The 25741-nt window shown below is 42.1% G+C and carries 18 protein-coding genes and 1 tRNA gene; 10 read left to right on the top strand and 9 right to left on the bottom strand.

Annotation, left to right across the window (positions count from 1 at the left end; all coding sequences use genetic code 11):
- The first annotated feature begins 42 nt into the window (after positions 1 to 42).
- The 3 genes from ACJ7Z2_RS06935 to ACJ7Z2_RS06925 all read left to right on the top strand — a co-directional run bounded on the left by ACJ7Z2_RS06935 (position 43) and on the right by ACJ7Z2_RS06925 (position 2501).
- On the top strand, positions 43 to 1962 hold the full coding sequence (locus tag ACJ7Z2_RS06935; RefSeq protein ID WP_409499780.1) for a DNA topoisomerase III: 1920 nt from the start codon (positions 43 to 45) through the stop codon (positions 1960 to 1962).
- 105 nt (positions 1963 to 2067) lie between these two features.
- Positions 2068 to 2394: a preprotein translocase subunit SecG gene (secG, locus tag ACJ7Z2_RS06930; protein WP_126302189.1), complete on the top strand. Its 327-nt coding sequence runs from the start codon at positions 2068 to 2070 to the stop codon at positions 2392 to 2394.
- Between the two features lie 21 nt (positions 2395 to 2415).
- A tRNA-Leu gene (locus ACJ7Z2_RS06925) sits at positions 2416 to 2501 on the top strand.
- Positions 2502 to 2774: 273 nt separating this feature from the next.
- Here ACJ7Z2_RS06925 and ACJ7Z2_RS06920 read toward each other — a convergent pair.
- Positions 2775 to 3080, bottom strand: coding sequence for a hypothetical protein (locus tag ACJ7Z2_RS06920; protein WP_006248936.1), 306 nt, complete (start codon positions 3078 to 3080; stop codon positions 2775 to 2777).
- 374 nt (positions 3081 to 3454) lie between these two features.
- Between ACJ7Z2_RS06920 and asd the strand changes: the two genes are divergently transcribed.
- Together asd and ACJ7Z2_RS06910 are read left to right on the top strand one after the other, a co-directional pair.
- A complete protein-coding gene (asd, locus tag ACJ7Z2_RS06915) occupies positions 3455 to 4570 on the top strand; it encodes an aspartate-semialdehyde dehydrogenase (RefSeq protein WP_409499779.1) in 1116 nt (371 codons plus the stop codon).
- A gap of 115 nt (positions 4571 to 4685) precedes the next feature.
- Positions 4686 to 5612, top strand: coding sequence for a LysR family transcriptional regulator (locus ACJ7Z2_RS06910; protein WP_409499778.1), 927 nt, complete (start codon positions 4686 to 4688; stop codon positions 5610 to 5612).
- Between the two features lie 66 nt (positions 5613 to 5678).
- On the opposite strand, the gene pntB is transcribed toward ACJ7Z2_RS06910, so the two are convergent.
- On the bottom strand, positions 5679 to 7124 hold the full coding sequence (gene pntB / locus ACJ7Z2_RS06905) for a Re/Si-specific NAD(P)(+) transhydrogenase subunit beta (RefSeq protein WP_015484594.1): 1446 nt from the start codon (positions 7122 to 7124) through the stop codon (positions 5679 to 5681).
- 14 nt (positions 7125 to 7138) lie between these two features.
- Positions 7139 to 8677: a Re/Si-specific NAD(P)(+) transhydrogenase subunit alpha gene (gene pntA / locus ACJ7Z2_RS06900; protein ID WP_409499777.1), complete on the bottom strand. Its 1539-nt coding sequence runs from the start codon at positions 8675 to 8677 to the stop codon at positions 7139 to 7141.
- Positions 8678 to 8856: 179 nt separating this feature from the next.
- Here pntA and trmJ point away from each other — a divergent pair, with 179 nt between their 5' ends.
- Positions 8857 to 9573, top strand: a complete 717-nt coding sequence (gene trmJ / locus ACJ7Z2_RS06895; RefSeq protein WP_006251311.1) for a tRNA (cytosine(32)/uridine(32)-2'-O)-methyltransferase TrmJ — start codon at positions 8857 to 8859, stop codon at positions 9571 to 9573.
- 86 nt (positions 9574 to 9659) lie between these two features.
- On the opposite strand, the gene ACJ7Z2_RS06890 is transcribed toward trmJ, so the two are convergent.
- The 5 genes from ACJ7Z2_RS06890 to glgB all read right to left on the bottom strand — a co-directional run bounded on the left by ACJ7Z2_RS06890 (position 9660) and on the right by glgB (position 19374).
- On the bottom strand, positions 9660 to 12161 hold the full coding sequence (locus ACJ7Z2_RS06890; RefSeq protein ID WP_409499776.1) for a glycogen/starch/alpha-glucan phosphorylase: 2502 nt from the start codon (positions 12159 to 12161) through the stop codon (positions 9660 to 9662).
- 94 nt (positions 12162 to 12255) lie between these two features.
- Entirely contained in the window at positions 12256 to 13692 is a 1437-nt protein-coding gene (gene glgA / locus ACJ7Z2_RS06885) for a glycogen synthase GlgA (protein ID WP_409499775.1), read from the bottom strand.
- Positions 13693 to 13814: 122 nt separating this feature from the next.
- A complete protein-coding gene (glgC, locus tag ACJ7Z2_RS06880) occupies positions 13815 to 15128 on the bottom strand; it encodes a glucose-1-phosphate adenylyltransferase (protein WP_006248929.1) in 1314 nt (437 codons plus the stop codon).
- On the bottom strand, positions 15121 to 17133 hold the full coding sequence (glgX, locus tag ACJ7Z2_RS06875) for a glycogen debranching protein GlgX (protein WP_409499774.1): 2013 nt from the start codon (positions 17131 to 17133) through the stop codon (positions 15121 to 15123). The genes glgC and glgX overlap by 8 nt, the downstream gene beginning before the upstream one ends.
- Positions 17134 to 17151: 18 nt before the next feature.
- The gene (gene glgB / locus ACJ7Z2_RS06870) at positions 17152 to 19374 is read right to left on the bottom strand and encodes a 1,4-alpha-glucan branching protein GlgB (protein WP_409499773.1); all 2223 of its coding nucleotides are present in this window, start codon (positions 19372 to 19374) and stop codon (positions 17152 to 17154) included.
- A 287-nt stretch (positions 19375 to 19661) separates the two neighbouring features.
- On the opposite strand from glgB, the gene fruB reads away from it, so the two are divergent.
- From fruB to ACJ7Z2_RS06855, 3 genes are read left to right on the top strand one after another with little or no spacing between them, the layout of a single operon-like run.
- On the top strand, positions 19662 to 21140 hold the full coding sequence (fruB, locus tag ACJ7Z2_RS06865) for a fused PTS fructose transporter subunit IIA/HPr protein (protein ID WP_409499772.1): 1479 nt from the start codon (positions 19662 to 19664) through the stop codon (positions 21138 to 21140).
- A 13-nt stretch (positions 21141 to 21153) separates the two neighbouring features.
- A complete protein-coding gene (gene fruK / locus ACJ7Z2_RS06860) occupies positions 21154 to 22098 on the top strand; it encodes a 1-phosphofructokinase (protein ID WP_409499771.1) in 945 nt (314 codons plus the stop codon).
- 25 nt (positions 22099 to 22123) lie between these two features.
- Positions 22124 to 23788: a fructose-specific PTS transporter subunit EIIC gene (locus ACJ7Z2_RS06855; protein ID WP_409499770.1), complete on the top strand. Its 1665-nt coding sequence runs from the start codon at positions 22124 to 22126 to the stop codon at positions 23786 to 23788.
- 292 nt (positions 23789 to 24080) lie between these two features.
- Here ACJ7Z2_RS06855 and rarD read toward each other — a convergent pair whose 3' ends face one another.
- Positions 24081 to 24947 carry an EamA family transporter RarD gene (rarD, locus tag ACJ7Z2_RS06850; protein ID WP_409499769.1) on the bottom strand — a complete coding sequence of 289 codons (867 nt, stop codon included), beginning with the start codon at positions 24945 to 24947 and terminating at the stop codon, positions 24081 to 24083.
- Positions 24948 to 25119: 172 nt separating this feature from the next.
- Between rarD and ACJ7Z2_RS06845 the strand changes: the two genes are divergently transcribed.
- Positions 25120 to 25704, top strand: a complete 585-nt coding sequence (locus ACJ7Z2_RS06845; RefSeq protein ID WP_006251323.1) for a LemA family protein — start codon at positions 25120 to 25122, stop codon at positions 25702 to 25704.
- Positions 25705 to 25741: the final 37 nt, after the last annotated feature.

Here is a 25741-nt window from a genome sequence, read left to right as displayed (position 1 = left end):
GTCAGCCCACAAGCGGTTCATTTTCTTAAATAATTTACGATTATGCGTTTATTTGTTGCCGAAAAACCCAGCCTTGCCCGAGCGATTGCCGATGTGTTACCAAAACCTCATACCAAAGGCGATGGCTTCATTCAATGCGGCGAACACGATACCGTCACTTGGTGTATCGGTCATTTATTGGAACAGGCTGAACCCGATGCCTATGATGAGCGTTTTAAAATGTGGCGAATGGAACATTTGCCGATCGTACCTGAACAATGGAAATTGATTCCCAAAAAAGAAACGCTCAAGCAGTTTAAAGTAGTGGAAAGGCTGATTAAAAAAGCTGATATTTTAGTCAATGCCGGTGACCCGGATCGAGAAGGACAACTGCTGGTTGACGAAGTTTTTGGCTATCTGAATTTATCTACCGAACGCAAAAGCCAAATTCAGCGTTGTTTAGTGAGCGATCTCAACCCGACTGCCGTGAGCAGAGCCATTGAGAAATTGCAAAAAAACAGCGATTTTATACCGCTTGCAACCTCTGCTCTCGCCCGAGCCAGAGCGGATTGGCTGTATGGTATCAATATGACCCGAGCCTATACCCTACAGGGGCGTTGGGCAGGCTATAAAGGCGTGTTATCAGTCGGGCGTGTGCAAACGCCGGTATTAGGGCTGATTGTTCGCCGAGATCTGGAGATCGAGCATTTCGTGCCAAAGGATTATTTTGAGGTGCTGGCACAGATTGTCGTGCCGGAAACCCAAGAGCGATTTAAGGCGCAGTGGCAACCGAGCAAAGCCTGTGAAGATTATCAAGATGAAGATGGGCGAGTGCTGTCTCGTCCATTGGCAGAAAATGTGGTAAAACGGATTACCGACCAGCCGGCAACCGTCACCGAATATCAAAATAAAATTGAAAAAGAAACTGCACCGCTGCCTTATTCTCTTTCAGTATTACAAATGGAAGCCGCCGGCAGATATGGACTTTCTGCCCAAGCAGTGCTGGATATTTGCCAAAAGCTGTATGAAACCCATAAACTGATTACATACCCTCGTTCTGATAATCGGTATTTGCCGACCGAACATTTCAACGACAGATTTAAAGTGATGGCGGCAATTGCTCATCATTTACCTGAATATCAACAAAAACCGGAAGTCGTTGATCCAGCTATTCGCAATCGTTGCTGGAATGATAAAGAGGTGGAAGCTCACCACGCCATTATTCCCACTGCACGGCAAGGAACGGTGCATTTAACCGAAAATGAAAAAAGAGTTTATCAACTCATCGCACGCCAATATCTAATGCAATTCTGCCCTGATGCAGAATATCGCAAAAGTAAAATCGGACTTGAAATTGCCGGCGGAAGCTTTGTCGCTCAAGCTCGCAACCTTGTAATTGCCGGTTGGCGAGCGTTACTGGGTAAAGAAGATAGCCTTGACGATGCAGAACCACTACTACCGATTGTCAAAAAAGGGCAAGTCCTTCATTGTGAAAAAGGGGAAATTGTCAGCAAAAAAACACAACCGCCCCGCCACTTTACTGATCGCAGTTTGCTTTCAGCAATGACCGGGATCGCCCGTTTTGTACAAGATAAAGAATTGAAAAAAATCTTGCGTGAAACTGATGGTTTAGGCACGGAGGCAACCCGAGCCGGCATTATCGAATTACTGTTTAAACGTGGTTTTTTAATCCGCAAAGGGAAAAATATCCACAGCACAGAAGCCGGCAGAACACTGATTCAAGCACTGCCCGACTCGGCTACCCAGCCGGATATGACCGCTCATTGGGAAATGCAGCTGAATCAAATCAGCAAAAAAGAGACTAGCTATCAGCAATTTATGTTTGAGCTAAACCAACAGCTCCCACATTTATTGCAAAGCCCAAACCGCCAAGTGTTGCAAAATTTAGCGAAAATTACACCGCTTGCAAGCGGCAATAAACCTCGTTATTTTAAAAAGCGAACACAAACTGCTGAAAATTAAATCAAGCAGGTAAAAATTACTGTTTGGCACTTGTCAAACGGGCGTAAATTCTATATTATGCACGCCATTGCAAATTTCGCATAAAGAATACAAGAGAATAAATTAATGTTAATTAATGTACTCACTATTGTTTATCTTGTGGTTGCCGTATTATTGATTGCATTTGTATTAATGCAACAAGGTAAAGGTGCTGATGCAGGTGCTTCTTTCGGGGCTGGTGCTTCAGCAACAGTTTTCGGATCAGCAGGATCAGCAAACTTTTTATCAAGAACAACTGCTCTACTTGCAACAATTTTCTTCGCAATTAGCTTAGTGATTGGCAATTTAAGCTCTCATAGCGTAGCACCAAAAAGCCAATTCGAAGATTTAAGTCAAGTAGAACAAAAACAAGCAGAACCGGTAAAAACCGAAAATAACGATATCCCTCAATAATCGTTACAAAATAGAATATAAGCTCTGGTGGTGGAATTGGTAGACACGCCATCTTGAGGGGGTGGTGGACGTAGTCCGTGCGAGTTCAAGTCTCGCCCAGAGCACCAAATTAAAATTCTATAGTATTATAGATATAGTAAAAAAGCCTTGAAAATAAATATTTCAAGGCTTTTTATTTTTCATAAAAATAAATGTAGTAGTAAAATCAAAATTTTAAAAAAATTGTATAAATAATATATTATACTTCTTTCTAAATTACTATGTTGACGTAATTTATCTTTGATTTCTTTTAAACTACCCTCATCAGTGTGTTTGTTATTTTTAAAATAGTTTCTGTTTTACAATATACACATAAATACGATCACAACATAAAGTTAATATTATTTATTAACTTTAATTAGGCATTGATAAACCTTACTTCCTTTTGATAATAAAGGCGTACCAACAATTAATGTTAATTTATGTACCCCTTCTGGCAAGTATCTAAACTGAATACGATTTCGCTTTACAGCGCCAGCATCACGCTCACCATTTTCTTGTTCTAACTCCCATACTGCTTGAATTTTCGCTGTCTTATCTGATAAAAACAGCGGGATATAGATAGGTAAGTTAATGTCAAAATTAACTTGCTCAGGAATAATTTTACGCGATGTTTTTCTCGATAATAATTTGTTTAACTTAGACATAGAATGTTCCTTTGTAAAATGTAAAATAAACTCATTCATTACTGTAAAGCTTAAAATAAAAGTATTAGAAATAATAGTTAAAAACCTCCCATTTAACTAACCTAGATCAAACTTTAGGTAATTACATCTACTTCCTATCGATATATCGGCAAAATTTATTGATTAGACCACAATTGGAATGCATAAATTGTGAGCATTTCCCTATTTATAAGATTCTCTTTATTTCCAAAAATACACCATAATCGATGTTTTATTTTAACAATAGCGGTTAAATTTTGTCAAAACTTTGCAAATCAATAAAAAACATTGATTTTTGCACTAAAATCCTGTATTTATTCACAATCTTTATAACATCATTTTTAGGAGCAAACACAATGCAAAATGTAGGTTTTATCGGTTGGCGTGGTATGGTCGGTTCGGTCTTAATGGATCGTATGGTTGAAGAAAATAACTTTGCCAATATCAACCCTGTTTTTTTCACTACTTCACAAGCGGGTCAAAAAGCACCGGTATTTGGTGGAAAAGATGCCGGCGAATTAAAAAATGCGTTTGATATCGAAGAATTAAAAAAATTAGACATTATCGTCACTTGCCAAGGTGGCGATTACACAAACGAAGTTTATCCAAAATTAAAAGAAACCGGCTGGAACGGTTATTGGATTGATGCTGCCTCTGCATTGCGTATGAAAGATGATGCCATTATTGTGTTAGATCCGGTAAACCAACACGTTATTTCAGAAGGCTTAAAAAACGGCATTAAAACCTTTGTAGGCGGAAACTGTACAGTGAGCCTAATGTTAATGGCTATCGGTGGTTTATTTGAAAAAGATTTGGTTGAGTGGGTTTCTGTGGCAACTTACCAAGCTGCTTCCGGTGCCGGTGCGAAAAATATGCGTGAATTGCTTTCTCAAATGGGTGAATTAGAAGATAGCGTAAAAGCTGAATTAGCAAACCCTGCCTCTTCTATTTTAGAGATTGAGCGTAAAGTGACGGCTAAAATGCGTGCGGAAGACTTCCCAACCGAGAACTTCGGTGCCGCATTAGGCGGTAGCTTAATTCCTTGGATCGATAAATTATTACCGGAAACCGGACAAACCAAAGAAGAGTGGAAAGGCTATGCTGAAACCAACAAAATTTTAGGTTTAAGTGATAACCCGATTCCGGTTGATGGTTTGTGCGTGCGTATCGGGGCATTACGTTGCCATAGCCAAGCATTTACGATTAAACTGAAAAAAGACATTCCGTTAGCGGAAATTGAGCAAATTATTGCCGCTCACAATGAATGGGTGAAAGTAATTCCAAACGATAAAGAAACTACATTGCATGAATTAACACCGGCGAAAGTGACCGGTACATTGAGCGTGCCGGTTGGTCGTTTGCGTAAATTAGCGATGGGTGGCGAATACTTAGCTGCATTTACGGTAGGTGACCAATTATTATGGGGTGCTGCTGAGCCGGTACGCCGCATTTTAGTTCAATTAACCCAATAATTTACCAGCTTCTACAAGCGGTTGAATTTTGCAAATTTTTTGCAGAATTTGACCGCTTGTTTGTTATAATTGCCCTACTTTTTGCTTTTAGTCTTTTGCTTTCAATCTTTAAATTATGAAACCCATCTTTTTAGAAATCCGCCATCTTCGTACCCTAATCGCTTTAAAAGAGAGTGGCAGCGTTTCTTTAGCGGCAAAGCGTGTGCATTTGACCCAGTCTGCTCTTTCTCATCAAATTAAATTATTGGAAGATCAGTACGATCTCACCCTATTTGAACGCAAAAGTTCACCTATTCGCTTCACACCTGCCGGTGAGCGTTTAATCAAACTTGCCTATGATATTTTGCCACAGGTCATTGAAGCCGAGTTGGATTTAGCCCGCGTAAAACAGGGCGAAGTGGGAGAAGTGCGAGTGGCGGTAGAATGCCATACTTGCTTTGACTGGCTGATGCCGGCAATGGATACCTTCCGCCAACATTGGCCTCTAGTTGAATTAGATATCGTATCGGGTTTCCATACTGATACGGTTGGTTTGCTATTAAGCCATCGTGCAGATCTGGCAATTGTCGCTGAAGAGGAAGATAGTGCTGGTATTATATACAAACCTCTCTTTTCATATGAAATGGTAGCTATTTGCTCTAAAGATCACCCTCTTGCCACAAAAGATGTATGGGAAGCTGAAGATTTTAAAGATGAGACATTAATTACCTATCCAGTACCTGATGATATGCTAGATTTACTGCGAAAAATATTAGGTCCTGCTGGCATCAAAGTTACTAGGCGTAATAGTGAGTTAACTATTGCTATTATTCAGCTAGTAGCAAGTCGGCGAGGCATTGCTGCACTACCTTATTGGGCGGTTAAACCATATTTAGATAGGGGGTATGTGGTGGCAAGAAAAATAACTCAGCAAGGGCTATATAGCACCCTTTATGGCGCTATTCGAGAAGCCGATGCTACCCTAGCCTACTTAGATGATTTCCATGATACCGTAAAATCGCAGAGTTTTGCGACTCTTCCTGGATTGATGGTATTAGAGTAAAAAATTAACAATTTATGTTAGCCTAAGCACAAAAAAGCGAACTTATGTTCGCCTTTTTATTTAAATTTAATTTAACGCTCGTAAAATATCATCAACACGTTCTTTTGCATCACCAAATAGCATTTGGGTATTTTCTTTAAAGAACAGTGGGTTTTGCACACCGGCGTAGCCTACTGCCATTGAACGTTTGAACACGATAACATTTTGTGCTTTCCATACCTCAAGCACCGGCATTCCGGCAATAGGGCTTGATGGGTCGTCTAATGCAGCAGGGTTTACGGTGTCGTTTGCGCCGATTACCAATACCACATCGGTTTCTTCAAAATCGTCATTGATTTCGTCCATCTCCAGCACTACATCATAAGGTACTTTCGCTTCCGCCAATAATACGTTCATATGCCCCGGTAAACGCCCTGCCACAGGGTGAATACCAAAACGCACATTCACGCCTTTTTCACGCAATTTTGCGGTGATTTCCGCTACCGGATATTGTGCTTGAGCCACTGCCATACCATAACCCGGCGTGATGATCACAGAGCTTGCATTTTTCAGCATTTCTGCAACTTCTTCGGCTGTCGTTTCACGGTGTTCACCGTATTCTTCATCACCTTTGCCAGACTGAACTTCATTGCCAAAACCACCGGCAATCACGCTAATGAATGAGCGGTTCATTGCTTTACACATAATATAAGAAAGGATAGCACCTGATGATCCCACTAATGCACCGGTTACGATTAATAAATCGTTGCTTAGCATAAAGCCTGCCGCTGCGGCTGCCCAACCTGAATAAGAGTTCAGCATTGAAACCACCACCGGCATATCCGCCCCGCCAATAGAAGAAACTAAGTGCCAGCCGAAAACTAACGCAATAATTGTCATAATCAGCACAGGGAAGATATTGTGCGGATTATTTAAAAAGACGATCATCAAAAAGACAGAAACGATAATGGCAGCTAAGTTCCATTTGTGTTTGTGTGGAATATTCAGTGCCGCAGAAGAAACTTTACGACCAAATAATTTACCGCTTAGTTTACCAAAGGCAACCAATGAACCGGAGAAAGTCACCGCTCCAATGAAAATACCTAAGAACACTTCCACATTGTGGATATTGGCAAGAGTGGCTTGTTCCGCTAAAAATGCCGCTTGTGCAGTTTCATCTAAATTTGCAGGCATTAATGCATTGGTATGAAGTCCGTAGCTGTTAAAACCAACCAATACCGCTGCTAAACCGACAAAGCTGTGTAGAATTGCCACTAATTCAGGCATTTCGGTCATTTCTACTTTTAGGGCTTTTTTCACCCCGATGAATCCACCGATTGCCATTGCGATTAAGATCCAAATCGTGCCATGTGATTGCGGGCCGAAAATGGTTGCCACTAAAGCAATCGCCATACCCACAATCCCATACCAACAACCTGCTTTGGCGGTTTCGTGTTTAGAAAGACCGGCTAAGCTCATAATAAAGAGAATAGCTGCAATAATGTACGCAGCAGTCACAAATCCAAAAGACATAGTTTCGTTTCTCCTTAACCTTTTCTAAACATTGCAAGCATACGTTGCGTTACTTTAAAGCCACCAAAAATATTGATGCTGGCAACCAAAATCGCAATAAATGCCAAAATATCAATAAAGAAATTACCGGTCGGTTGGGCAATTTGTAATACCGCACCTACGATGATAATCCCTGAAATCGCATTTGTTACCGCCATTAATGGGGTATGTAGTGCGTGGCTGACGTTCCAAACCACATAATACCCTACCACACAAGCGAGAACGAATACGGTAAAATGCGATAAAAACGCTGCCGGAGCCACAGATGCAAGCCATAGGAACAGCACGCCTGCTGCTGCCATCACGCCATATTTCACTCGAGGGTCTGCAGGTTTTTCCTCTTTTTTGACCGCTTGTGGTGCGGCTGCTTGTTTTTGCGGTTGCGCAGATACTTGAATCGGCGGAGCCGGCCAGGTTAATTCGCCGTCACGCACCACCGTTACGCCACGCAACACTACATCATCAAAATTAATCTCAATTTGACCATCTTTATTTGGTGCTAACAGTTTGAGTAAATTCACCAAGTTAGTACCATAAAGTTGCGAAGATTGCGTTGGTAAACGTGCAGGAAAATCGGTATAGCCAATCACTTTCACTTGATTATCGGTCACCACAATCTCGCCGGCTTTGGTGTATTCACAGTTACCACCGGTTGCAGCGGCTAAATCAACAATCACTGAACCCGGTTTCATTGAATCAACCATCTCTTTAGTGATTAAACGAGGAGCAGGTTTGCCCGGAATGGCAGCGGTGGTAATAATAATATCCACCTCTTTGGCTTGCTCGGCATATAACGCCATTGCACGACGGTTAAACTCTTCCGACATCACTTTCGCATAGCCGTCACCTGAGCCGCCTTCTTCTTCAAAATCAATTTCGAGGAAATCAGCCCCCATTGATTTAACTTGCTCTTTTACTTCAGGACGAGAGTCAAAGGCACGCACAATCGCCCCCAGGCTATTTGCCGCCCCGATTGCAGCCAAGCCAGCAACACCGGCTCCAATTACCAACACTTTTGCCGGTGGTACTTTACCTGCTGCAGTAATTTGCCCAGTAAAGAAGCTACCAAAAGCGTTTGCCGCTTCGATCACCGCACGGTAACCCGAAATATTTGCCATCGAACTTAAAGCATCGAGAGCTTGGGCACGGGAAATACGAGGCACAGCGTCCATTGCCAACACATTAATTTTCTTAGACTGCAATTTTTCCATCAATTGTGGATTTTGTGCCGGCCAAATAAAGCTGACTAAGGTTGCCCCTTCTTTGATTAACTCAATTTCAGCTTCTGTCGGCGCATTCACTTTAAAAATAATGTCTGCATTCCAAACTTCTTGTTGTGTGCCGATATTTGCACCTGCAGTTAAAAATGCATTATCTTCAAAACTGGCTTTAAAACCCGCGTCTTGTTCCACAAGTACGTCAAAGCCAAGTTTTTTGATCTGCTCAACGGTTTTTGGCGTTGCCGCCACTCGAGTTTCACCGTCTAACAGCTCTCTTGGTACACCAATAAGCATAAAGACTCCTGTATGGTTGTTGTGATTAAAAACGCTCTAAATGTACCACTAAATAAAACAAATAGGTAAAAAATTATTCCCAATTAAACCGATTATTTCCCATTTTTTCAAATTTTAAGCAGGCTAAATTTTTGCTACACTATTAACAGGCTAAATTTAACAAAAAAGAAACAAAACCAATGCAGATTCTCAACCAAATTCAGATCATTCTTGTTGAAACTTCACTCCCGGCAAATATCGGTTCCGCAGCCCGAGCAATGAAAACAATGGGCTTAACCCATTTGCGATTAGTCGCCCCAAAACAACCGCTTGATGAACAAGCCGAAGCCCTTGCTGCCGGGGCAAAAGATGTGTTGGATAACGCTCAATGCTACGCTACTTTTGATGAAGCTATTGCCGATTGCCAACTGGTGATCGGCACCAGTGCCAGACTTCGCCATTTGCAAAATACCCTGATTGAACCAAGAGACTGTGGTGAATTAGTGGTAAATCGAGCCAATCTTGGCAAAGTGGCGATTGTATTTGGACGTGAACGGGTGGGGCTAACCAACGAAGAATTATTGAAATGCCAATACCATTTGAATTTCCCGACTAATCCTGATTATGGCTCTCTGAATTTGGCAATGGCAGTACAGCTCGCAAGTTATGAAATCCGAATGGCTTATTTGCAAAATTCTGGCGAAAAACAACCGCTTGCAGCAGATAAGGATTACCCAACCGCTCAGGCCTTAGAGCATTTCTTTGCTCACACCGAACGCTTATATACCGAATTAGGCTTTATCCGCAATGATTCAGTGATGCTAAAACTCCGCCGTTTATACCAACGTGCCGAACTGGAAACTAATGAGCTGAATTTACTGAGGGGAATGCTCACGGCGGTGGAGAAGGCAAATTGACAAGCGGTTAATTTTTAGTAGAAATTTGCAAAATCCCTGACTAAAACAAAAACGGTAAGATTACTCTTACCGTTTTCTCTAAATCATTATTTTAAATTCAACAGTTTATTTGAACTTTCAATAATACTGCCCATTGTAGAATCGCCTTTTAATTGTTCTTCGCTCATCGGTTCGATATGCCAAATATTTTTCGCATAATCCATCACCGAGCGGTCTGAGGAGAAATAGCCCATATTGGCAATATTGATGATGGCTGAACGTGTCCAAGCTTTCTTGTTACGATAGGCTTGAGCCACTTTTTCTTGAGCCTCCACATAGCTACGATAATCGGCACAGGCTTGGTAGTAGTCACCTGAATTTAAGATCAAATCTTGATAGCGATACGGATCTTCCGGTGAGAATTTACCGTTTAGAATTTGTGAAATTGCCTCATTCAATTCGCTGTCTTTTTCGTAGTAGTGATACGGTGAGTAACCGTTGCGGCGAAGCTCTTCCACCTGCTCTACTTCATTACCGAAAATAAAGATGTTCTCTTTACCAACGTGATCTAAAATTTCGACATTCGCACCGTCTAATGTACCAATGGTTAAAGCACCATTGAGGGCAAATTTCATATTAGAGGTTCCGGAGGCCTCTGTACCCGCTAAGGAAATTTGCTCTGAAACATCCGCTGCCGGAATAATCATTTGTGCTAATGAAACACCGTAGTTCGGAATAAACACCACCTTAATTAAATCATTAATGCGAGGGTCATTATTCACCACATTTGCCACATCATTAATCAAACGAATCACTTTTTTCGCTGCATAATAGGCACTTGCTGCTTTCCCTGCGAAGATAAATACACGAGGCGTCCAATCCGCGCTCGGGTTTTTCAAAATGCGGTTATAAAGCGTGATGATATGCAACACGTTCATTTGCTGGCGTTTATATTTGTGAATACGCTTAACTTGTACATCAAAAATCGCTTCAGGATTGAGTTTAATGCCTTGTGTTTCTTCCACATATTTAGCTAAGCGGCGTTTATTTTCCACTTTCACCGCAGCCACCTGAGCTTGCACATCAGCATCATCAACAAACACGTTGAATTTTTCCAACTCACTTAAATCAGTCAGCCACTTATTGCCGATACATTTATCTAAAATATTAGCAAGCCCTGGGTTGGCAATTTTGATCCAACGGCGAGGTGTTACCCCATTAGTCACATTAGTAAAACGATTTGGGTAAATACGGGCAAAATCGGCAAAAATAGATTCAACCATTAAATCAGAGTGAATTTTCGCCACGCCGTTTACTTTTGCTGAGGCGACTACCGCAAGCCACGCCATACGCACACGGCGATCGCCTTGTTCATCAATTAAGGAAACACGAGAAATCAAATCGTGATCTTCCGGGAATTGGCTACGCACTTCCTCTAAGAAATATTCGTTAATGTCGAAAATAATCTCTAAATGGCGTGGTAGCACACGGGCTAACATTTCTACCGGCCAAGTTTCTAACGCTTCACTCATCAAAGTGTGATTGGTGTAGAAGAAAATTTTGCGAGTCATCGCCCACGCTTGTTCCCAGTCATAGCCTTTTTTGTCAATTAAAATACGCATTAACTCAGGCACGGCAAGGGTTGGATGAGTATCATTTAGGTGAATTGCCACTTTGTCAGCTAAATTCACACAAGAGCCGAACTCCGCTTCGTGGCGGCGGATAATATCTTGTACAGATGCCGAGCAAAGGAAATACTCTTGGCGTAAGCGTAATTCACGACCGTTATAAGTAGAATCGTCCGGATAAAGCACACGAGAGACGTTTTCCGAGCTGTTTTGTTTAACCATTGCTGCAAAATAATCGCCACGGTTAAAATCAGATAAGCCAAACCCTCTACCCGATGCGTGTGCAGACCATAAACGTAAGCTGTTAGTTGAGGTGGTCTCAAAGCCCGGGATCAGTTGGTCGTGAGCTTGAGCGGTAATTTCTTCTTCCGGCTGCCATACTACTTTTTTGCCTTCACGCCAGGTTTTACCGCCAAAGCGTACCGGGAAACGCTTGCTTGAACGTAGATATGGCCACACAAATTCATTCTCTAACCATTCATCAGGTTGCTCAATTTGCTCCCCGTTGCGGATTTCTTGGCGGAACATACCGTATTCATATTGAATACCGTAGCCGATTGCCGGAATTTTCATTGTAGCAAGGCTGTCCATATAGCAGGCGGCTAAACGCCCTAAGCCACCGTTACCTAAGCCCGGATCGCCCTCTTCATTGATAATTTCTTCCAAATCTTGCCCTAGCTCTTTTAACGCTGCGCCAATCAGCTCATACACACCTTCAGAAATCATTGCGTTACTGAACGTACGCCCCATTAAAAATTCCATTGAAAGGTAATAAACACGGCGGCTACCATTTGCCACCTGGCTACGGCGGGTTTGTAACCAATCTTCGGTAGATAAATCACGCACTACACGCAACGTTGCATTAAGCCAGTTACGCTTACTGGCATCACGGGGTTCAACCCCTAAAGCGAACACCATTTTGTGCAAAATCGCATTTTTAACATTTTTGATCATTTCCGGGCTTAATGACTGCCTGCTCATTGAGTAAATTCTCCTAATTTTTAATATCGCAAGCGGTCGTTTTTACAAAAAAATCCGCAAATTTGACCGCTTGAAATGATGTTGTGAATACAAATTAAACAATTTCGTGGTATAAATTTTGGTACTGTTCAGCCACTTTTGCCCAACCAAAATCTTGAGCAAGGGCATTCTGGCGAACGCTCGACCACAATTTTTGTTTCTGCCATAAGCTGATTGCCCGCATTGCTGCCTCTAAAAATGCCGGAGCATCAGGGTAATCAAATACAAATCCGGTGGCACTACGATTTTCAATGCTCTCTTTATGGCTATCTACCACCGTATCCGCTAAGCCACCGGTGCGACGAACCAGAGGCAATGTGCCATATTTCAGCCCGTAAAGTTGAGTTAATCCGCACGGCTCGAAACGACTCGGCACTAAAATCAGATCACCACCGGCAATAATTTGGTGCGATAAAGCTTCATCATAGCCAATTCGTATGCCAATTTGATTTGGGTATTTGTGTTGGAAATAACGTAGTGCATTTTCCAAATCAGGCGAACCGCTGCCCAATACAATAATCTGTACCTTATGTTGCATTAAGGTATCTATATTGGCGAGTAAGAAATCTGCCCCCTTCTGCTCAGTTAAACGAGTCACCATTACCATCAACAATGCTTCTTTGTCTTCCGGCAAACCAAAAATTCGTTGAAGTTCCGCTTTGTTTTTAGCTTTACCGTGCATATAGTTCGCTCGGTAATTCGCTACAATATGCGTATCCGTTTCAGGATTCCACACCTCAGCATCGACCCCGTTTAAAATGCCACGCAATCTACCTTGATATTGACGGGTTGCCAGTAAACCATGCAAGCCTGCACCGGCAATTTCCTCAGTAATTTCACGAGCATAGGTCGGGCTAACGGTAGTAATGCGATCAGCAAAATATAATCCAGCTTTTAAATACGAAATTTCACCGTAAAATTCTAAGCCTTCGGCGTGGAAAAATTCCCAAGGTAAGCCAAGCTCTGCTAAATGGAAGGCATTAAAGCGCCCGATATAGGCAATATTATGAATAGTGAAGAGCGTTTTTACATTGCTTCCCCAACTTTTAAGATAGGCACAAGCAAGCCCTGCTTGCCAATCGTGTGCGTGTAAAACTTGAGCGGTTCCCCACCAATGATCCAAACCTTGGGCTAATTGCGCCCCAATGTAACCTAATAAAGCAAAGCGTTTATAGTTATCTGGATAGTCTTGATAATTGCTGTCGTGGTAAGGGTTACCATCACGCATAAATAAATGAGGCGCATCGATAACGTAAACGCCTAAGCCATTAAAATAAGCAAATCGAACAGAGACTGTTCCGGCAAAAGTGCCGATAGTAGCAACTTCTACCGTTTCCCCTAAAGTTTGCGCGACTTTCGGGTAATAAGGAATTAACACTCTGACATCATTACCAGCTTGCTGTTGCGCAAATGGCAATGCCCCCATTACATCAGCTAAACCGCCTGTTTTAATTAAAGGGTACATTTCAGAGCAAATATGTAAAACTTTCATTTTTAACCGTTTTCTATGTGTAAAATAGTTGAAAAATAAGACCGCTTGAAGCGCTTTAATCATAACAATACTTCGAGCTTGCGACCTCAAATGACAAACTCGAAGCATTATATCATCTCTTACTAAATTGTATATTTAATATCCGAATTGGCTTCTTTTCCCGCTAATTTATCTAACATTGACTGTGTCACTAATACAATGCCATTTTTGCTGACACGAAAACGTTTCGCATCTTCTTCGGCATTTACACCAATTTCTAAGCCATCAGGAATTACACAATGTCTGTCAATCACAGCGCGCTTAATCACGCAATTTTTACCGATAGTCACCTGCGGTAAAATCACTGTGTGTTCAATCACCGACTCCGCTTCAACGTGAACACGGTTAAATAAGACCGAATTACTGATTTCTGCATCGGTAATCACACAACCACCGGCAATCAGAGAGTTATCTAAGGTTCTGGCCCGTGCACGATTATAGAAAAAACGTGCCGGTGCGGTTTGTTGCGGACGACCGTGAATCGGCCAAGATTCATCATATAAATCTAATTCCGGATCTTCAGACACTAAATCCATATGGGCAGCCCAGTAGCTGTCAATCGTCCCAACATCTCGCCAGTAAATTGCCCCACTGGCATTACGCCCTTTACAAGAACGTTCAAATGGGTGGGCATATAGCACACCTTGCTCTACTGCTTTTGGAATAATATCTTTACCGAAATCATGTGAGGTTCCTGGTGTAGAGGCTTCTTTTTCCAGCATTTCATATAGATAATCTGCATTAAATACATAAATCCCCATTGATGCGAGCGAGGAATCAGGTTTTCCCGGCATTGCAGGTGGATCAGCCGGTTTTTCTACAAACTCTTTCACTTTCAGCTTTTCATTCACCGCCATTACCCCAAACTCCGTTGCTTGTGAGCGAGGCACTTCGATACAACCTACCGTACATTTTGCACCTTGATCGACGTGATCTTTCAACATTTGGGTGTAGTCCATTTTATAGATATGATCACCGGCTAGAATCACCACATATTTTGGTCTATAGTGCGATTTCATCATCGCCATATTTTGATACACCGCATCGGCTGTGCCTCGATACCAAGTGTTTTCATCTAGCTGTTGGCGTGCCGGTAACATATCAATATATTGGTTACGTTCATAAGGTAAAAATGACCAACCACGTTGTAAATGGCGCAACAAAGAGTGTGCTGCATATTGGGTAATTACCCCGATTTTTAATAAATTCGAGTTAATACAGTTTGATAACGCAAAATCAATAATACGGCGACTTCCACCGAAATAGACTGCTGGTTTTGCACGTTTATCGGTTAATTCGTATAGGCGAGAGCCTCGTCCTCCTGCGAGAATTAATACTAAGGTATCGTTGGTTAAATCTTGTCTTGCAACAAGAGCCGTTGATTCTTGGTTAAGCATATTGTGTCTCCAATTTATTAGCGAACATTACATCACTTTTTTGAAGTACGCATACCCCCATATTATTGAGCGTAACCGCTTGCGTGTCTGTCATCAAAGTACCTTGAGCCTGCTCCAACACAACTTTCCAGTTGCCTTGTGGCAGTAAAAACGATTGAGGTTGTCGATTAGCATTGAATAAAAGCAACCATTCTTGCTGTAATAAAACGGCAAGCCCATTACGTTGATTATGCCAATCATCAATATTCATTGGCTGAGCAGTAGGATTCAGCCATTGTACTGAATCCTCGTACCACCAACTATTTTGCTTGGAAAGCAAAGCGATTTTTTTACGCAACCGAATTAAACTACGAACATAATCCAGTCTTATCTGATTCATATTTTCCCAATCTAACCAAGTGATCTCATTATCTTGGCAGTAACTATTATTGTTACCCTGCTGGCTATGCCCGATTTCATCACCGGCTAAAAGCATTGGAACACCTGCCGATAAAAAGAGAGTAGAGAGCAAACTACAAACGGTGATTTCTCGCTGTTTTTTTACAAATTCATCAGCTGTTTGCCCTTCAACACCGTGGTTATTGCTATAGTTGCTGTTATGCCCGTCTCGGTTTTGTTCACTATTTGCCCAATTATGTTTTTGGTGATAGCTAGTGAGATCTTGTAAGTTAAAACCATCGTGCGCAGTAATGAAATTGATACTTTTTGAGCCGGAATATCTTTTAAATACATCATCACTTCCAGCCAATCGCCGTGCAAAAAGCCCCCAATCACCTTGGCTTTGCAACCAAAATTGACGCATATCATCACGATAACGATCGTTCCACTGATAAAAAGACTCGGGGAATTGCCCTAATTGATAACCTTCTGCACCAATATCCCAAGGCTCGGCAATCAGCTTAATATGCGTTAATTTAGAATGGCTTTTAAGTGCTGTGAAAAAATCTGCTTTTTCAGAAAAACTCGGTGTTCTACCTAGAATTGAGGCAAGATCAAAGCGGAATCCATCAATATGGCACTCCTCCACCCAATAGGTTAAGCAATCGATTGCCCATCGAAGTATATAAGGATTGCTCAAATTTAAAGTATTGCCACAGCCTGTCCAATTTTCGTATTCGCCCTGTTTATCTAGCCAATAAGCTGTATTGTCAATGCCTCTAAAACTCAGCATCGGCCCGCTTTTATCACTTTCAGCTGTGTGGTTAAACACAATATCCATAATCACTTCGATATGTGCTTGATGTAACGTTTTTACGAGCTGTTTAAACTCTTTGAGAGGATTTTGCTTATCAGCGGCTAAGTTCGATTCAACGGAAAAATTGCCTAATACATTATAGCCCCAATAATTCACAAGCCCTTGTTTCTGCAAATGGGTTTCATCAATATGATAAGTAACGGGTAGAAGTTCTACAGCGGTTATTCCTAAGGTTTTTAAATAGTCTATCGAAACAGGGTGAGCCAAACCGGCAAAAGTGCCTCGAATATCGCTTGGAAGCTGAAAATTTCGCTGGCTAAAACCTTTCACCTGCATTTCATAAATAATAGTCTCTGCCCAAGGAATGAATAACTGGCTATCATTTTCCCAATCAAAATGCTCATCAATCACGATAGACTTAGGTGCAAGAGAGGCATTATCCCGTTCATCGTTCCATTTATACCAAGCGGCTACCTCTGCACTACTTAAATCCGGCTTCCCTTCAATCGCTTTAGCGTAAGGATCAATCAATAATTTTTGCGGATTAAATAACAAACCGGCTTGTTCATCTTGTATGCCTTTCACTCTGTAGCCATATTTTGTCCCTGCTTGTACACCTGCTACAAAAATATGCCAAGTATCTCCAGAAGAAAACATCGGAATACGGGTTTCGTGGTGATTTTCATCAAAAAGACATAACTCAATAGCGGTTGCATTTTGCGAAAAAATTGCAAAATTTGTACCAAATTCGCCCGCTTGTCTATCAAGTTTACTGCCTAAAGGAAAAGGCTTACCTCTAAAATAGTGCATATTATTTTTTATGTTTCTTTAAGTTATGTTTTGTTTTGTTTTTTTGTCTGCGGCTCTTTTGAGGAAGATAGTCGATAGTGGTGGCAAAGTAATGCTCAAGGAGTAGGCTTTACCGTGCGATGCGACCAACTCACTGGCAAATCGGTTTGCATTGCTGATATTACTACCGCAATAGCAAGCTAAATCAGAATTAAGAATTTCTTGATATTCCGATAATTCATTCACTCCAAAACGGTAATTTTCACGCACAATCGGGGTGAAATTACTCACCACAATCACCGAATCGCCATTTTTGGCTTTACGCTCAAAAGCAAACACCGAATTATCGTGATCGTCCACCACTAACCACTCAAAACCTTCAGGATTGTAATCTTGCTCAAACAGTGCAGGGGTTTGGGTGTATAAATGGTTAAGGGCTTTTACCCAACCCAACACGCCTTTATGCCATTCGCCCCCTTCTTCCCCGAGTAAATACCAATCTAAGCTCTCGGCAAAATTCCACTCTTTACCTTGTGCAAATTCATTGCCCATAAAGAGTAATTTTTTGCCCGGATAGCCCCACATATAGCCATAATAGGCTCGCAAGTTCGCAAATTTTTGCCAGCAATCCCCCGGCATTTTATTCAGTAATGAACCTTTGCCGTGAACGACTTCATCGTGTGAAAGCGGTAGAACAAACTGTTCGCTGTATTGGTAGGTCATACCAAAAGTCATTAGATTGTGGTGATAACGGCGGTAAATCGGATCTTTTTGCATATAGCGTAAAGTATCGTTCATCCAGCCCATATTCCACTTGTAATTAAAGCCTAAGCCACCTTGTTCGGTTGGGTGAGACACCCCGGCAAAAGAGGTGGACTCCTCTGCAATGCTCGCACCACCTTGACTTTCATCTCTCAAAATATTGTTGGTATGACGCAAGAAGTCGATTGCCTCTAAGTTCTCACGCCCGCCATATTTATTTGGAATCCACTCGCCGTCTGAACGTGAATAGTCTCGATAAATCATTGATGCCACCGCATCAACTCGCAACGCATCAATGCCAAAACGCTCAATCCAATAAAGTGCATTACCTGACAAATAATTATTCACCTCGTTTCTGCCATAGTTAAAAATTAAGGTGTTCCAGTCTTTGTGGTATCCCTCTTTCGGATCGGAATGCTCATAGAGATGGGTGCCGTCAAAATAGACTAAGCCGTGCTCATCAACCGGAAAATGCCCCACTACCCAATCCAGAATCACGCCAATGCCTTTATCGTGAGCTTTTTGGATAAAGTAACTCAAGCCCTCAGGCGTACCAAAACGGCTGGTTGGCGAATAAATGCCGGTGGTTTGATAACCCCAAGAGCCATCAAACGGAAATTCGGAAATAGGCAGCAATTCAATATGGGTAAAGCCCATATCTTTCACATAAGGAATGAGTTCATCAGCGAGTTCTTCATAGCTAAGCCAATAATTGTTTTCAATATTGCGTCGCCAAGAGCCTAAATGCACTTCATAAATGGAAATCGGTTTATCGGGAGCATTCGCATTACGGCAGGTTTTCTCGGCTGGCACAATGCTTGGCAAGCCGGAAACAATAGAGGCTGTTTCTGGGCGGAATTGGGAGGCAAAGGCGTAAGGGTCGGATTTCAACCGTAGCACGCCGTTTCGATCCAACACTTCAAATTTATAGCAAGCCCCTTTTTTCACATTCGGCAGGAAAATATCCCAAATGCCGGAATCGGGGTGGAATCGCATTGAATGCACCAAGCCGTTCCAGTGGTTGAAATCCCCAACCACGGAAACCCGCTGAGCGTTCGGCGCCCAGACGCTAAAATGCACGCCCCCAACTTCATTTTGTGTGACTAAATGTGCGCCTAATTTTTCGTACGGGCGAAGTTGTTTTCCCTCAGCAAACAGCCAGTTATCCAGCTCTTGAATGTGGGTTTTAAAACGGTAAGGGTCTTCAATATCTACTGTTAAATCGGGGTATTCCACCAACAAGCGGTAAGAAAAATCTGTTTTTTTACCAATCAGCTCTGCAATAAAAAAGCCTCTATCATCAATTTTTAGCATTGATGACACAGGCTTTCCGTTTAAATCGATCACTTGGCAAGCTATAGCAGAAGGAAGAAATACCCTAATAATAACGCCGTTATTGCTAGGGTGAATACCTAGGTAGGAGAAAGGATCATTACAAGAACCCGAAGAAAGTCGCTCAACAAAAGAAGCCTCTTTTTCAGAATAAGTATAGTCTTGCATCGGCACTCCTTGCTTAAAGCGTTTAATACTTAAATTTCAATAGTTCTCACTCTATCACTAAATAGAAATAAAAGAAGTGGATTTACGCCATTTTTTGAGCTAAATCACAAAATAAAATCGTTTTAATCTTTAGTTTAAATCATCAAACCTTAAATTTTGTGACATAGATCACATTTTGAAACATTTTTATGGATATTTTTAGTTGGCTATAACGGTTTAGCAAAATATAGAGTAAACTAACCATAACATTACAGTTTAAAAATCAACTTTAAATCCAAGGAGCTAAAATGCTTAATTTATCGGCAAAAAACATCCGTTTAAATGGTTCAGCAAGCAACAAAGAAGAAGTTATCCGTTTTGTTGCCGCCGAATTAGTCGCCAAGGGCAATGTAGCAGCCGGCTATGAAGTCGGTATGCTTAATCGTGAAACCCAAACCTCTACTTTTTTAGGTAACGGAATTGCTATTCCCCACGGCACACTTGATACCCGTGATTTAGTCAAAGAAACCGGCGTGCAAATTATCCAACTTCCACAAGGCGTGGAATGGGGGGAAGGTAATACCGCTTATGTGGTTATTGGGATTGCGGCTAAATCAGACGAACACCTTACTTTACTCCGCCAACTGACTACCGTGTTAAGCGATGAAGAGGCTGCTGCCATCTTAGCGAAAACGCAAAATTTAGATGAATTTATTGCCGTATTAAGCGGTAAGAAAAACCTTCCTACCTTATCTCCAGAGCTGATTTCTTTGAATGTAGAGTCTTCAAGCCTTATCACTTTATCAGCCATTAACGCCGCAAAACTACAAGAGCAAGGCTATGTTTCCCAAGCATTCATCAGTGATGTGGTTGCCAACAAAGCATTACATTTAGGCAATAATCTATTTGTGGTGGATTCCGCCAAAGGTAACCAAGCTAACGGTATCGCTATTGCCCGTAATACGCAAGGTCAAACCCTACTAACTGTGGCAGAAACCGACAACGCTCTACAGCCACTGTTAGCTCAATTATTAAAATCAGAAGTGAGAACTCAATTTGCTCATTTCTCTGCGGAGCAAATGCTTGGTTTATTAAAAGGCGAAAACGTAGCTACACCCCCTGTAACCAATGCCGAAACGAGTGGCAACCAAGTGGTTGGCACATTCACTATTCGTAACGACAACGGCTTACACGCCCGCCCTGCTGCGGTGTTAGTACAAACAGTGAAACCTTTCTCCTCAAAAATTAGCGTAGAAAACTTAGACCGCAACACTTCTCCGGCAAGTGCGAAAAGTGCAATGAAAGTAGTAGCGTTAGGGGCGAGCCAAGGGCATCGTTTACGCTTTGTGGCAGAGGGCGAAGACGCCCAACAAGCGATTGAGGCATTACAACAAGCCATTATTAACGGTTTAGGTGAAAATGTTTCATTTGTGCCGGCTGTAGAAGATACGATTGAAAGCGTTGCTGTTTCAGCAATTCCTGCGGAAGAAACTGCGACTGCTACCGATGCCAATACGAAAGAAGCCACCTTTGTAATCAAAAACGAACACGGTTTACACGCTCGACCAAGTGCTGTGTTGGTGAATGAAGTAAAAAAATTCAACGCCAAAATTGAAGTGCAAAATGTTGATAAAAATTCACCGCTTGTCAGTGCCAAAAGCCTAATGAAAATTGTTGCCCTTGGCGTAACCAAAGGCACGACGCTACGCTTTGTCGCAACCGGTGATGATGCCGAAGTAGCACTAGTGGCTATCGGAGCTGCGATTGAAGCCGGTTTAGGCGAATAAGTGAGGAATCATTATGCGTATTGCAACCGTTACCCTCAACCCCGCCTTTGATTTAGTCGGCAAACTTCAACGTATTGAAATCGGCGAAGTGAACACCGTAGAAACTCTTGGTTTATACCCTGCCGGCAAAGGCATTAACGTTGCTAAAGTTTTAGCTGACTTAGGCACAAAACTTTCTGTAACCGGTTTTTTAGGCGAGGAGAATCAAGGCGACTTCGTTACTGCTTTCAAACAAAACGATCTCACTGATGAGTTTTACCGTATTCAAGGCAAAACTCGCATTAACGTTAAAATTACCGAAACCGAAGCTGATGTCACCGATCTGAACTTCCTCGGCTTTGAAATTTCGGAAAACGATTGGGATAATTTTGTCATTCAATCCAGCCAATGGAAAAATAAATTTGACTTAATTGCGGTGTGTGGCTCGCTTCCTCGTGGTGTAACGCCGGAAAAATTTGCTTCTTGGTTGGAATCTTTACACCGCCAAGGCTTAAAAGTGGTGTTAGATACCAGCAATGCGGCACTCACCGCTGGCTTAACTGCTCACCCTTGGTTAGTAAAACCAAACCGCCGTGAGCTGGAAGTGCTGGTCGGGCATCCACTCAACTCAATCGAAGAGATTATTAGTGCAGCTGAACAATTACGTTCCCGTGGTATTGAAAATGTAATTATATCAATGGGCGAAAAAGGCTCTCTTTGGCTCAATCAAGAAGGCGTATTACAAGCCCGTCCGCCACGTTGTGAAAACGTAGTCAGCACGGTAGGTGCAGGTGATTCAATGGTTGCCGGCTTGATTTACGGCTTATCTCAAGGTTGGAGCAAAGAGCAAACCTTGCGTTTTGCCTCAGCTACTTCTGCTCTAGCTGTTGCTCAAAGTAACGTTGGGATTGCAGACCGTGCGGCGTTAGACGATATTATTAAACAAACCGACATTACCGTGATTTCAGAAAATCATTAAACCTCAATCAAAGGAACAAACCAATATGAATATTTCTTTTGTATTTCCTCAAACACTAGGCAACGCACGCCGTTTCTTAGTGAATGAAATGTTATCTACGGCTGCCAAGCAACAAGGACACAATGTTGTGGCGGCAAACCAAGCTGATTTTGTGGTGTTATTCGATAACGCAATTCCACAAGAAGCTACCGGCAAGCAAGGGGCAATTTTGGACTTAGAACAAGCCTTTGCTCAACCTGAAGCCAGTCTCAAACAAGCGGTCGAAAATGCACAAACTTTTGCAAATGCCACCGCAACCAATGCGGTTTCAGCGGTTTCATCTGGTGTGAAAAATATCGTTGCGGTTACTGCTTGCCCAACCGGTGTGGCTCATACTTTTATGTCTGCGGAAGCAATCGAAAATTATGCCAAAGCACAGGGTTGGAACATCAAGGTTGAAACCCGTGGTCAAGTAGGAGCAGGAAATCCGATTTCCGCCGAAGAAGTCGCAGCGGCAGATTTAGTCTTTGTAGCTGCCGATATTGATGTTGATTTGGAAAAATTCAAAGGCAAGCCGATGTATCGCACCTCAACCGGTTTAGCATTGAAGAAAACCGCTCAAGAATTTGAAAAAGCCTTTGCTCAAGCGAAAATTTACGAAGGTGGTGTGGCAAAAGCGGATAATGCTGAAGCTCCAACTTCTGAGAAAAAAGGGTTATATAAACACTTGATGACCGGTGTATCACATATGTTACCGCTGGTGGTAGCAGGTGGCTTATTAATCGCGATCTCATTTATGTTCGGGATTGAAGCCTTCAAAGATGAAACTATCGCAGGTGGTTTACCGAAAGCCTTAATGGATATTGGTGGCGGTGCGGCATTCCACTTAATGATTGCAGTATTCGCTGGCTATGTAGCGTTCTCAATTGCAGACCGTCCGGGGTTAGCAGTCGGTCTTATCGGCGGTATGCTTGCCACCACCGCAGGAGCAGGGATTTTAGGTGGTATCGTAGCCGGTTTCTTAGCCGGTTATACCGTAAAATTCTTAAATGGTGCAATTCAGCTACCGGCAAGTTTAACCTCGCTTAAACCGATTTTGATTTTACCGCTCTTAGGCTCTGCGATTGTTGGCTTGTTGATGATTTATGTTATCAACCCACCGGTGAAAGCATTAATGGACGCCTTAGTGGAATGGTTAAACACGATGGGGCAAACCAATGCAATTATTTTAGGTATTATTCTCGGTGCGATGATGTGTACCGATATGGGTGGTCCGGTGAATAAAGCGGCTTATACCTTTGGTGTGGGTTTAATTGCTTCACAACAATATATGCCAATGGCAGCGGTGATGGCGGCAGGTATGGTTCCACCAATTGGTATGGCGATTGCGACCCTGATTGCTCGTAGCAAATTCAACACCAACCAACGTGATGCAGGTAAAGCTTCATTCGTGTTAGGTTTATGCTTTATTTCAGAAGGGGCATTACCGTTCGTAGCGGCAGACCCTGTGCGTGTAATTGCCAGCTCAATCTTAGGCGGTGCAACCGCCGGTGCAATTTCAATGGCACTAGGCATTACCCTACAAGCCCCACACGGCGGATTATTCGTGATTCCATTCGTTTCACAACCGTTAATGTACTTAGCTGCTATTGCCATCGGCTCATTAGTCACCGGCGTAGTCTATGCCGCTATCAAACAAAAAGCGGAATAATTTACGAACAAAAAACGGAGCGAAATGCTCCGTTTTTTATATCACATAGATAACGAATATATCAGCGTATGTGTGTGCCACGATGTGATTTTATGCAATCTTTCCAAGTGATTTATCCCTTGAGCGTTAATCAAGATTGTTTCATTTTAATTACGCCAAAAGGAAATCTAAAATGAAAGAAGGTTTAATTGCTTTTAAGCAAGCCTATCAGCGAGCAAAAAAAGCCGGTCTATTGAAACCTGTCAAATAATCTTTACACCGCTTGTGCTACAAGCGGTTTATTTTTCCTGAATTATTGCACCTTTCTACGAAAACTATCCCAACTCAATAATCCAATCGAAGTCAGCAAACAGACCATCAAAATATAGGAATTGGCATCGAGTTTTTCACCGATGGCAAAAGAAATCAGCAACATTACCAGCGGTTCAACATAGCCTAGCAAGCCTAACACATTAATCGGTAATAAATTACTGGAAGCAATGTAGAGAATAAAGGCACTACCGCTTACCACGCCAAGCAATGCAAGGTAGAAATAAATTTGCGGATTTGCTGCCACAATCGGCGTCATTTCTACTTGGCTGAGGTAATAAAGTGCAACGGGTAACACCAATAACAACTCCACAAAAAAAGTAGCTAACGTGTTGATTTGAAAATAACGGCGAAGAGTAATATAAAGCGGGTAGCCTAGCCCAGCTACCCAAGTCGCCCACGAAATCGTGCCGCTAAAAAACACACTGCTGCCAACACCGATTACCGCAAAAAGCAAAGAAAGCCATTTCAGCCGGGTAAAATGCTCTTTAAACACCATTTTACCTAATGCTACCGCCACAATCGGCAAAAGCAAGTAACCGAGCGACACCTGTAACGCTTGCCCGTGATTCGGTGCCCATAAAAACAGCCAAAGCTGTACACCGGTGTTGAATGCAAGGAGCAAAATGACGAATGCAAGCGGTGGATTTTGTCGAATTTTTTGCAAAAGGTCAGCAAAAGCCGATTGCTGTTTAAACAATATAATCGCGAGCAAAATAAACGGAATCACCACCACTATCCGAAAGCCGAACATCGCCTCTCCCTCTAACGGGCGAAGCAATATCGCAAAATAGTAAACTGCTCCAAACAGTACATTGGCTGCAAGCGAAGCTAAAATTCCTTTGAGCATTTGGCTTTCCTCTTATCAACAATCAAACAACAAGCGGTTGACTTTGAACAAAAATTTACAAATCTTATCTACGCCCCATAGTATGAAAAAATTTGTAAGTACGCTAGCTATATCCGCTTTTTCCCGATACAATGCTCCCAATTTTTCACTCTTTTATTTATAGGATTTCATAATGAAAAAGATTTTTTGGATTTTACTGATCGCTGTGCTTGCCGTTGGCGGTTATTCTTTAACAAAATACAACGATTTAATGCGTGCAGAAGAAGACATCAACTCCGTATGGGGAAATGTTGAATCGGCTTACCAACGCCGTGCGGATTTAATTCCAAACTTAGTGAATACCGTAAAAGGTCAGGCTAACTTTGAGAAAGAAACCTTAACCTCTGTGATTGAGGCTCGTGCAAAAGCGACTGCGGTAACGATTGACCCAAGCAATGCTACCGAAGAGCAAATGGCTAAATTCCAAGAAGCACAACAAGGTGTAAACTCTGCCCTTTCACGTTTATTGGTTTCAGTTGAGAAATACCCTGAATTAAAAGCTCACGAAGCGTTTTTAAATCTGCAAGCTCAATTAGAAGGCACGGAAAACCGCATTAACGTTGAACGCAATAACTTTAACGAAAAAGTGAAAGAGTACAACAAACAAGTGCGTGAATTCCCAACCAAATTAGCGGCAATGATTATGGGCTTTAAAGCAAAACCACAATTTAAATCTGAAGCAGGTTCTGATAAAGCACCAACCGTAAACTTCAACTAATTTTAGTTTCAATTTATTCATATTAAAAGCAATAAGC

The organism is Mannheimia glucosida, assembly GCF_046267875.1.
Taxonomy (GTDB): domain Bacteria; phylum Pseudomonadota; class Gammaproteobacteria; order Enterobacterales; family Pasteurellaceae; genus Mannheimia; species Mannheimia glucosida.
Note: the sequence above shows the minus strand (reverse complement) of the source record. Positions and strands in the feature narration are given on the sequence as shown.

Bases quoted from the DNA above. Each gene is read 5' to 3' on its own strand.
- ACJ7Z2_RS06935 (WP_409499780.1), top strand. From the start codon at position 43: ATGCGTTTATTTGTTGCCGAAAAACCCAGCCTTGCCCGAGCGATTGCC.
- secG (WP_126302189.1), top strand. From the start codon at position 2,068: ATGTTAATTAATGTACTCACTATTGTTTATCTTGTGGTTGCCGTATTA.
- ACJ7Z2_RS06920 (WP_006248936.1), bottom strand. From the start codon at position 3,080: ATGTCTAAGTTAAACAAATTATTATCGAGAAAAACATCGCGTAAAATT.
- asd (WP_409499779.1), top strand. From the start codon at position 3,455: ATGCAAAATGTAGGTTTTATCGGTTGGCGTGGTATGGTCGGTTCGGTC.
- ACJ7Z2_RS06910 (WP_409499778.1), top strand. From the start codon at position 4,686: ATGAAACCCATCTTTTTAGAAATCCGCCATCTTCGTACCCTAATCGCT.
- pntB (WP_015484594.1), bottom strand. From the start codon at position 7,124: ATGTCTTTTGGATTTGTGACTGCTGCGTACATTATTGCAGCTATTCTC.
- pntA (WP_409499777.1), bottom strand. From the start codon at position 8,677: ATGCTTATTGGTGTACCAAGAGAGCTGTTAGACGGTGAAACTCGAGTG.
- trmJ (WP_006251311.1), top strand. From the start codon at position 8,857: ATGCAGATTCTCAACCAAATTCAGATCATTCTTGTTGAAACTTCACTC.
- ACJ7Z2_RS06890 (WP_409499776.1), bottom strand. From the start codon at position 12,161: ATGAGCAGGCAGTCATTAAGCCCGGAAATGATCAAAAATGTTAAAAAT.
- glgA (WP_409499775.1), bottom strand. From the start codon at position 13,692: ATGAAAGTTTTACATATTTGCTCTGAAATGTACCCTTTAATTAAAACA.
- glgC (WP_006248929.1), bottom strand. From the start codon at position 15,128: ATGCTTAACCAAGAATCAACGGCTCTTGTTGCAAGACAAGATTTAACC.
- glgX (WP_409499774.1), bottom strand. From the start codon at position 17,133: ATGCACTATTTTAGAGGTAAGCCTTTTCCTTTAGGCAGTAAACTTGAT.
- glgB (WP_409499773.1), bottom strand. From the start codon at position 19,374: ATGCAAGACTATACTTATTCTGAAAAAGAGGCTTCTTTTGTTGAGCGA.
- fruB (WP_409499772.1), top strand. From the start codon at position 19,662: ATGCTTAATTTATCGGCAAAAAACATCCGTTTAAATGGTTCAGCAAGC.
- fruK (WP_409499771.1), top strand. From the start codon at position 21,154: ATGCGTATTGCAACCGTTACCCTCAACCCCGCCTTTGATTTAGTCGGC.
- ACJ7Z2_RS06855 (WP_409499770.1), top strand. From the start codon at position 22,124: ATGAATATTTCTTTTGTATTTCCTCAAACACTAGGCAACGCACGCCGT.
- rarD (WP_409499769.1), bottom strand. From the start codon at position 24,947: ATGCTCAAAGGAATTTTAGCTTCGCTTGCAGCCAATGTACTGTTTGGA.
- ACJ7Z2_RS06845 (WP_006251323.1), top strand. From the start codon at position 25,120: ATGAAAAAGATTTTTTGGATTTTACTGATCGCTGTGCTTGCCGTTGGC.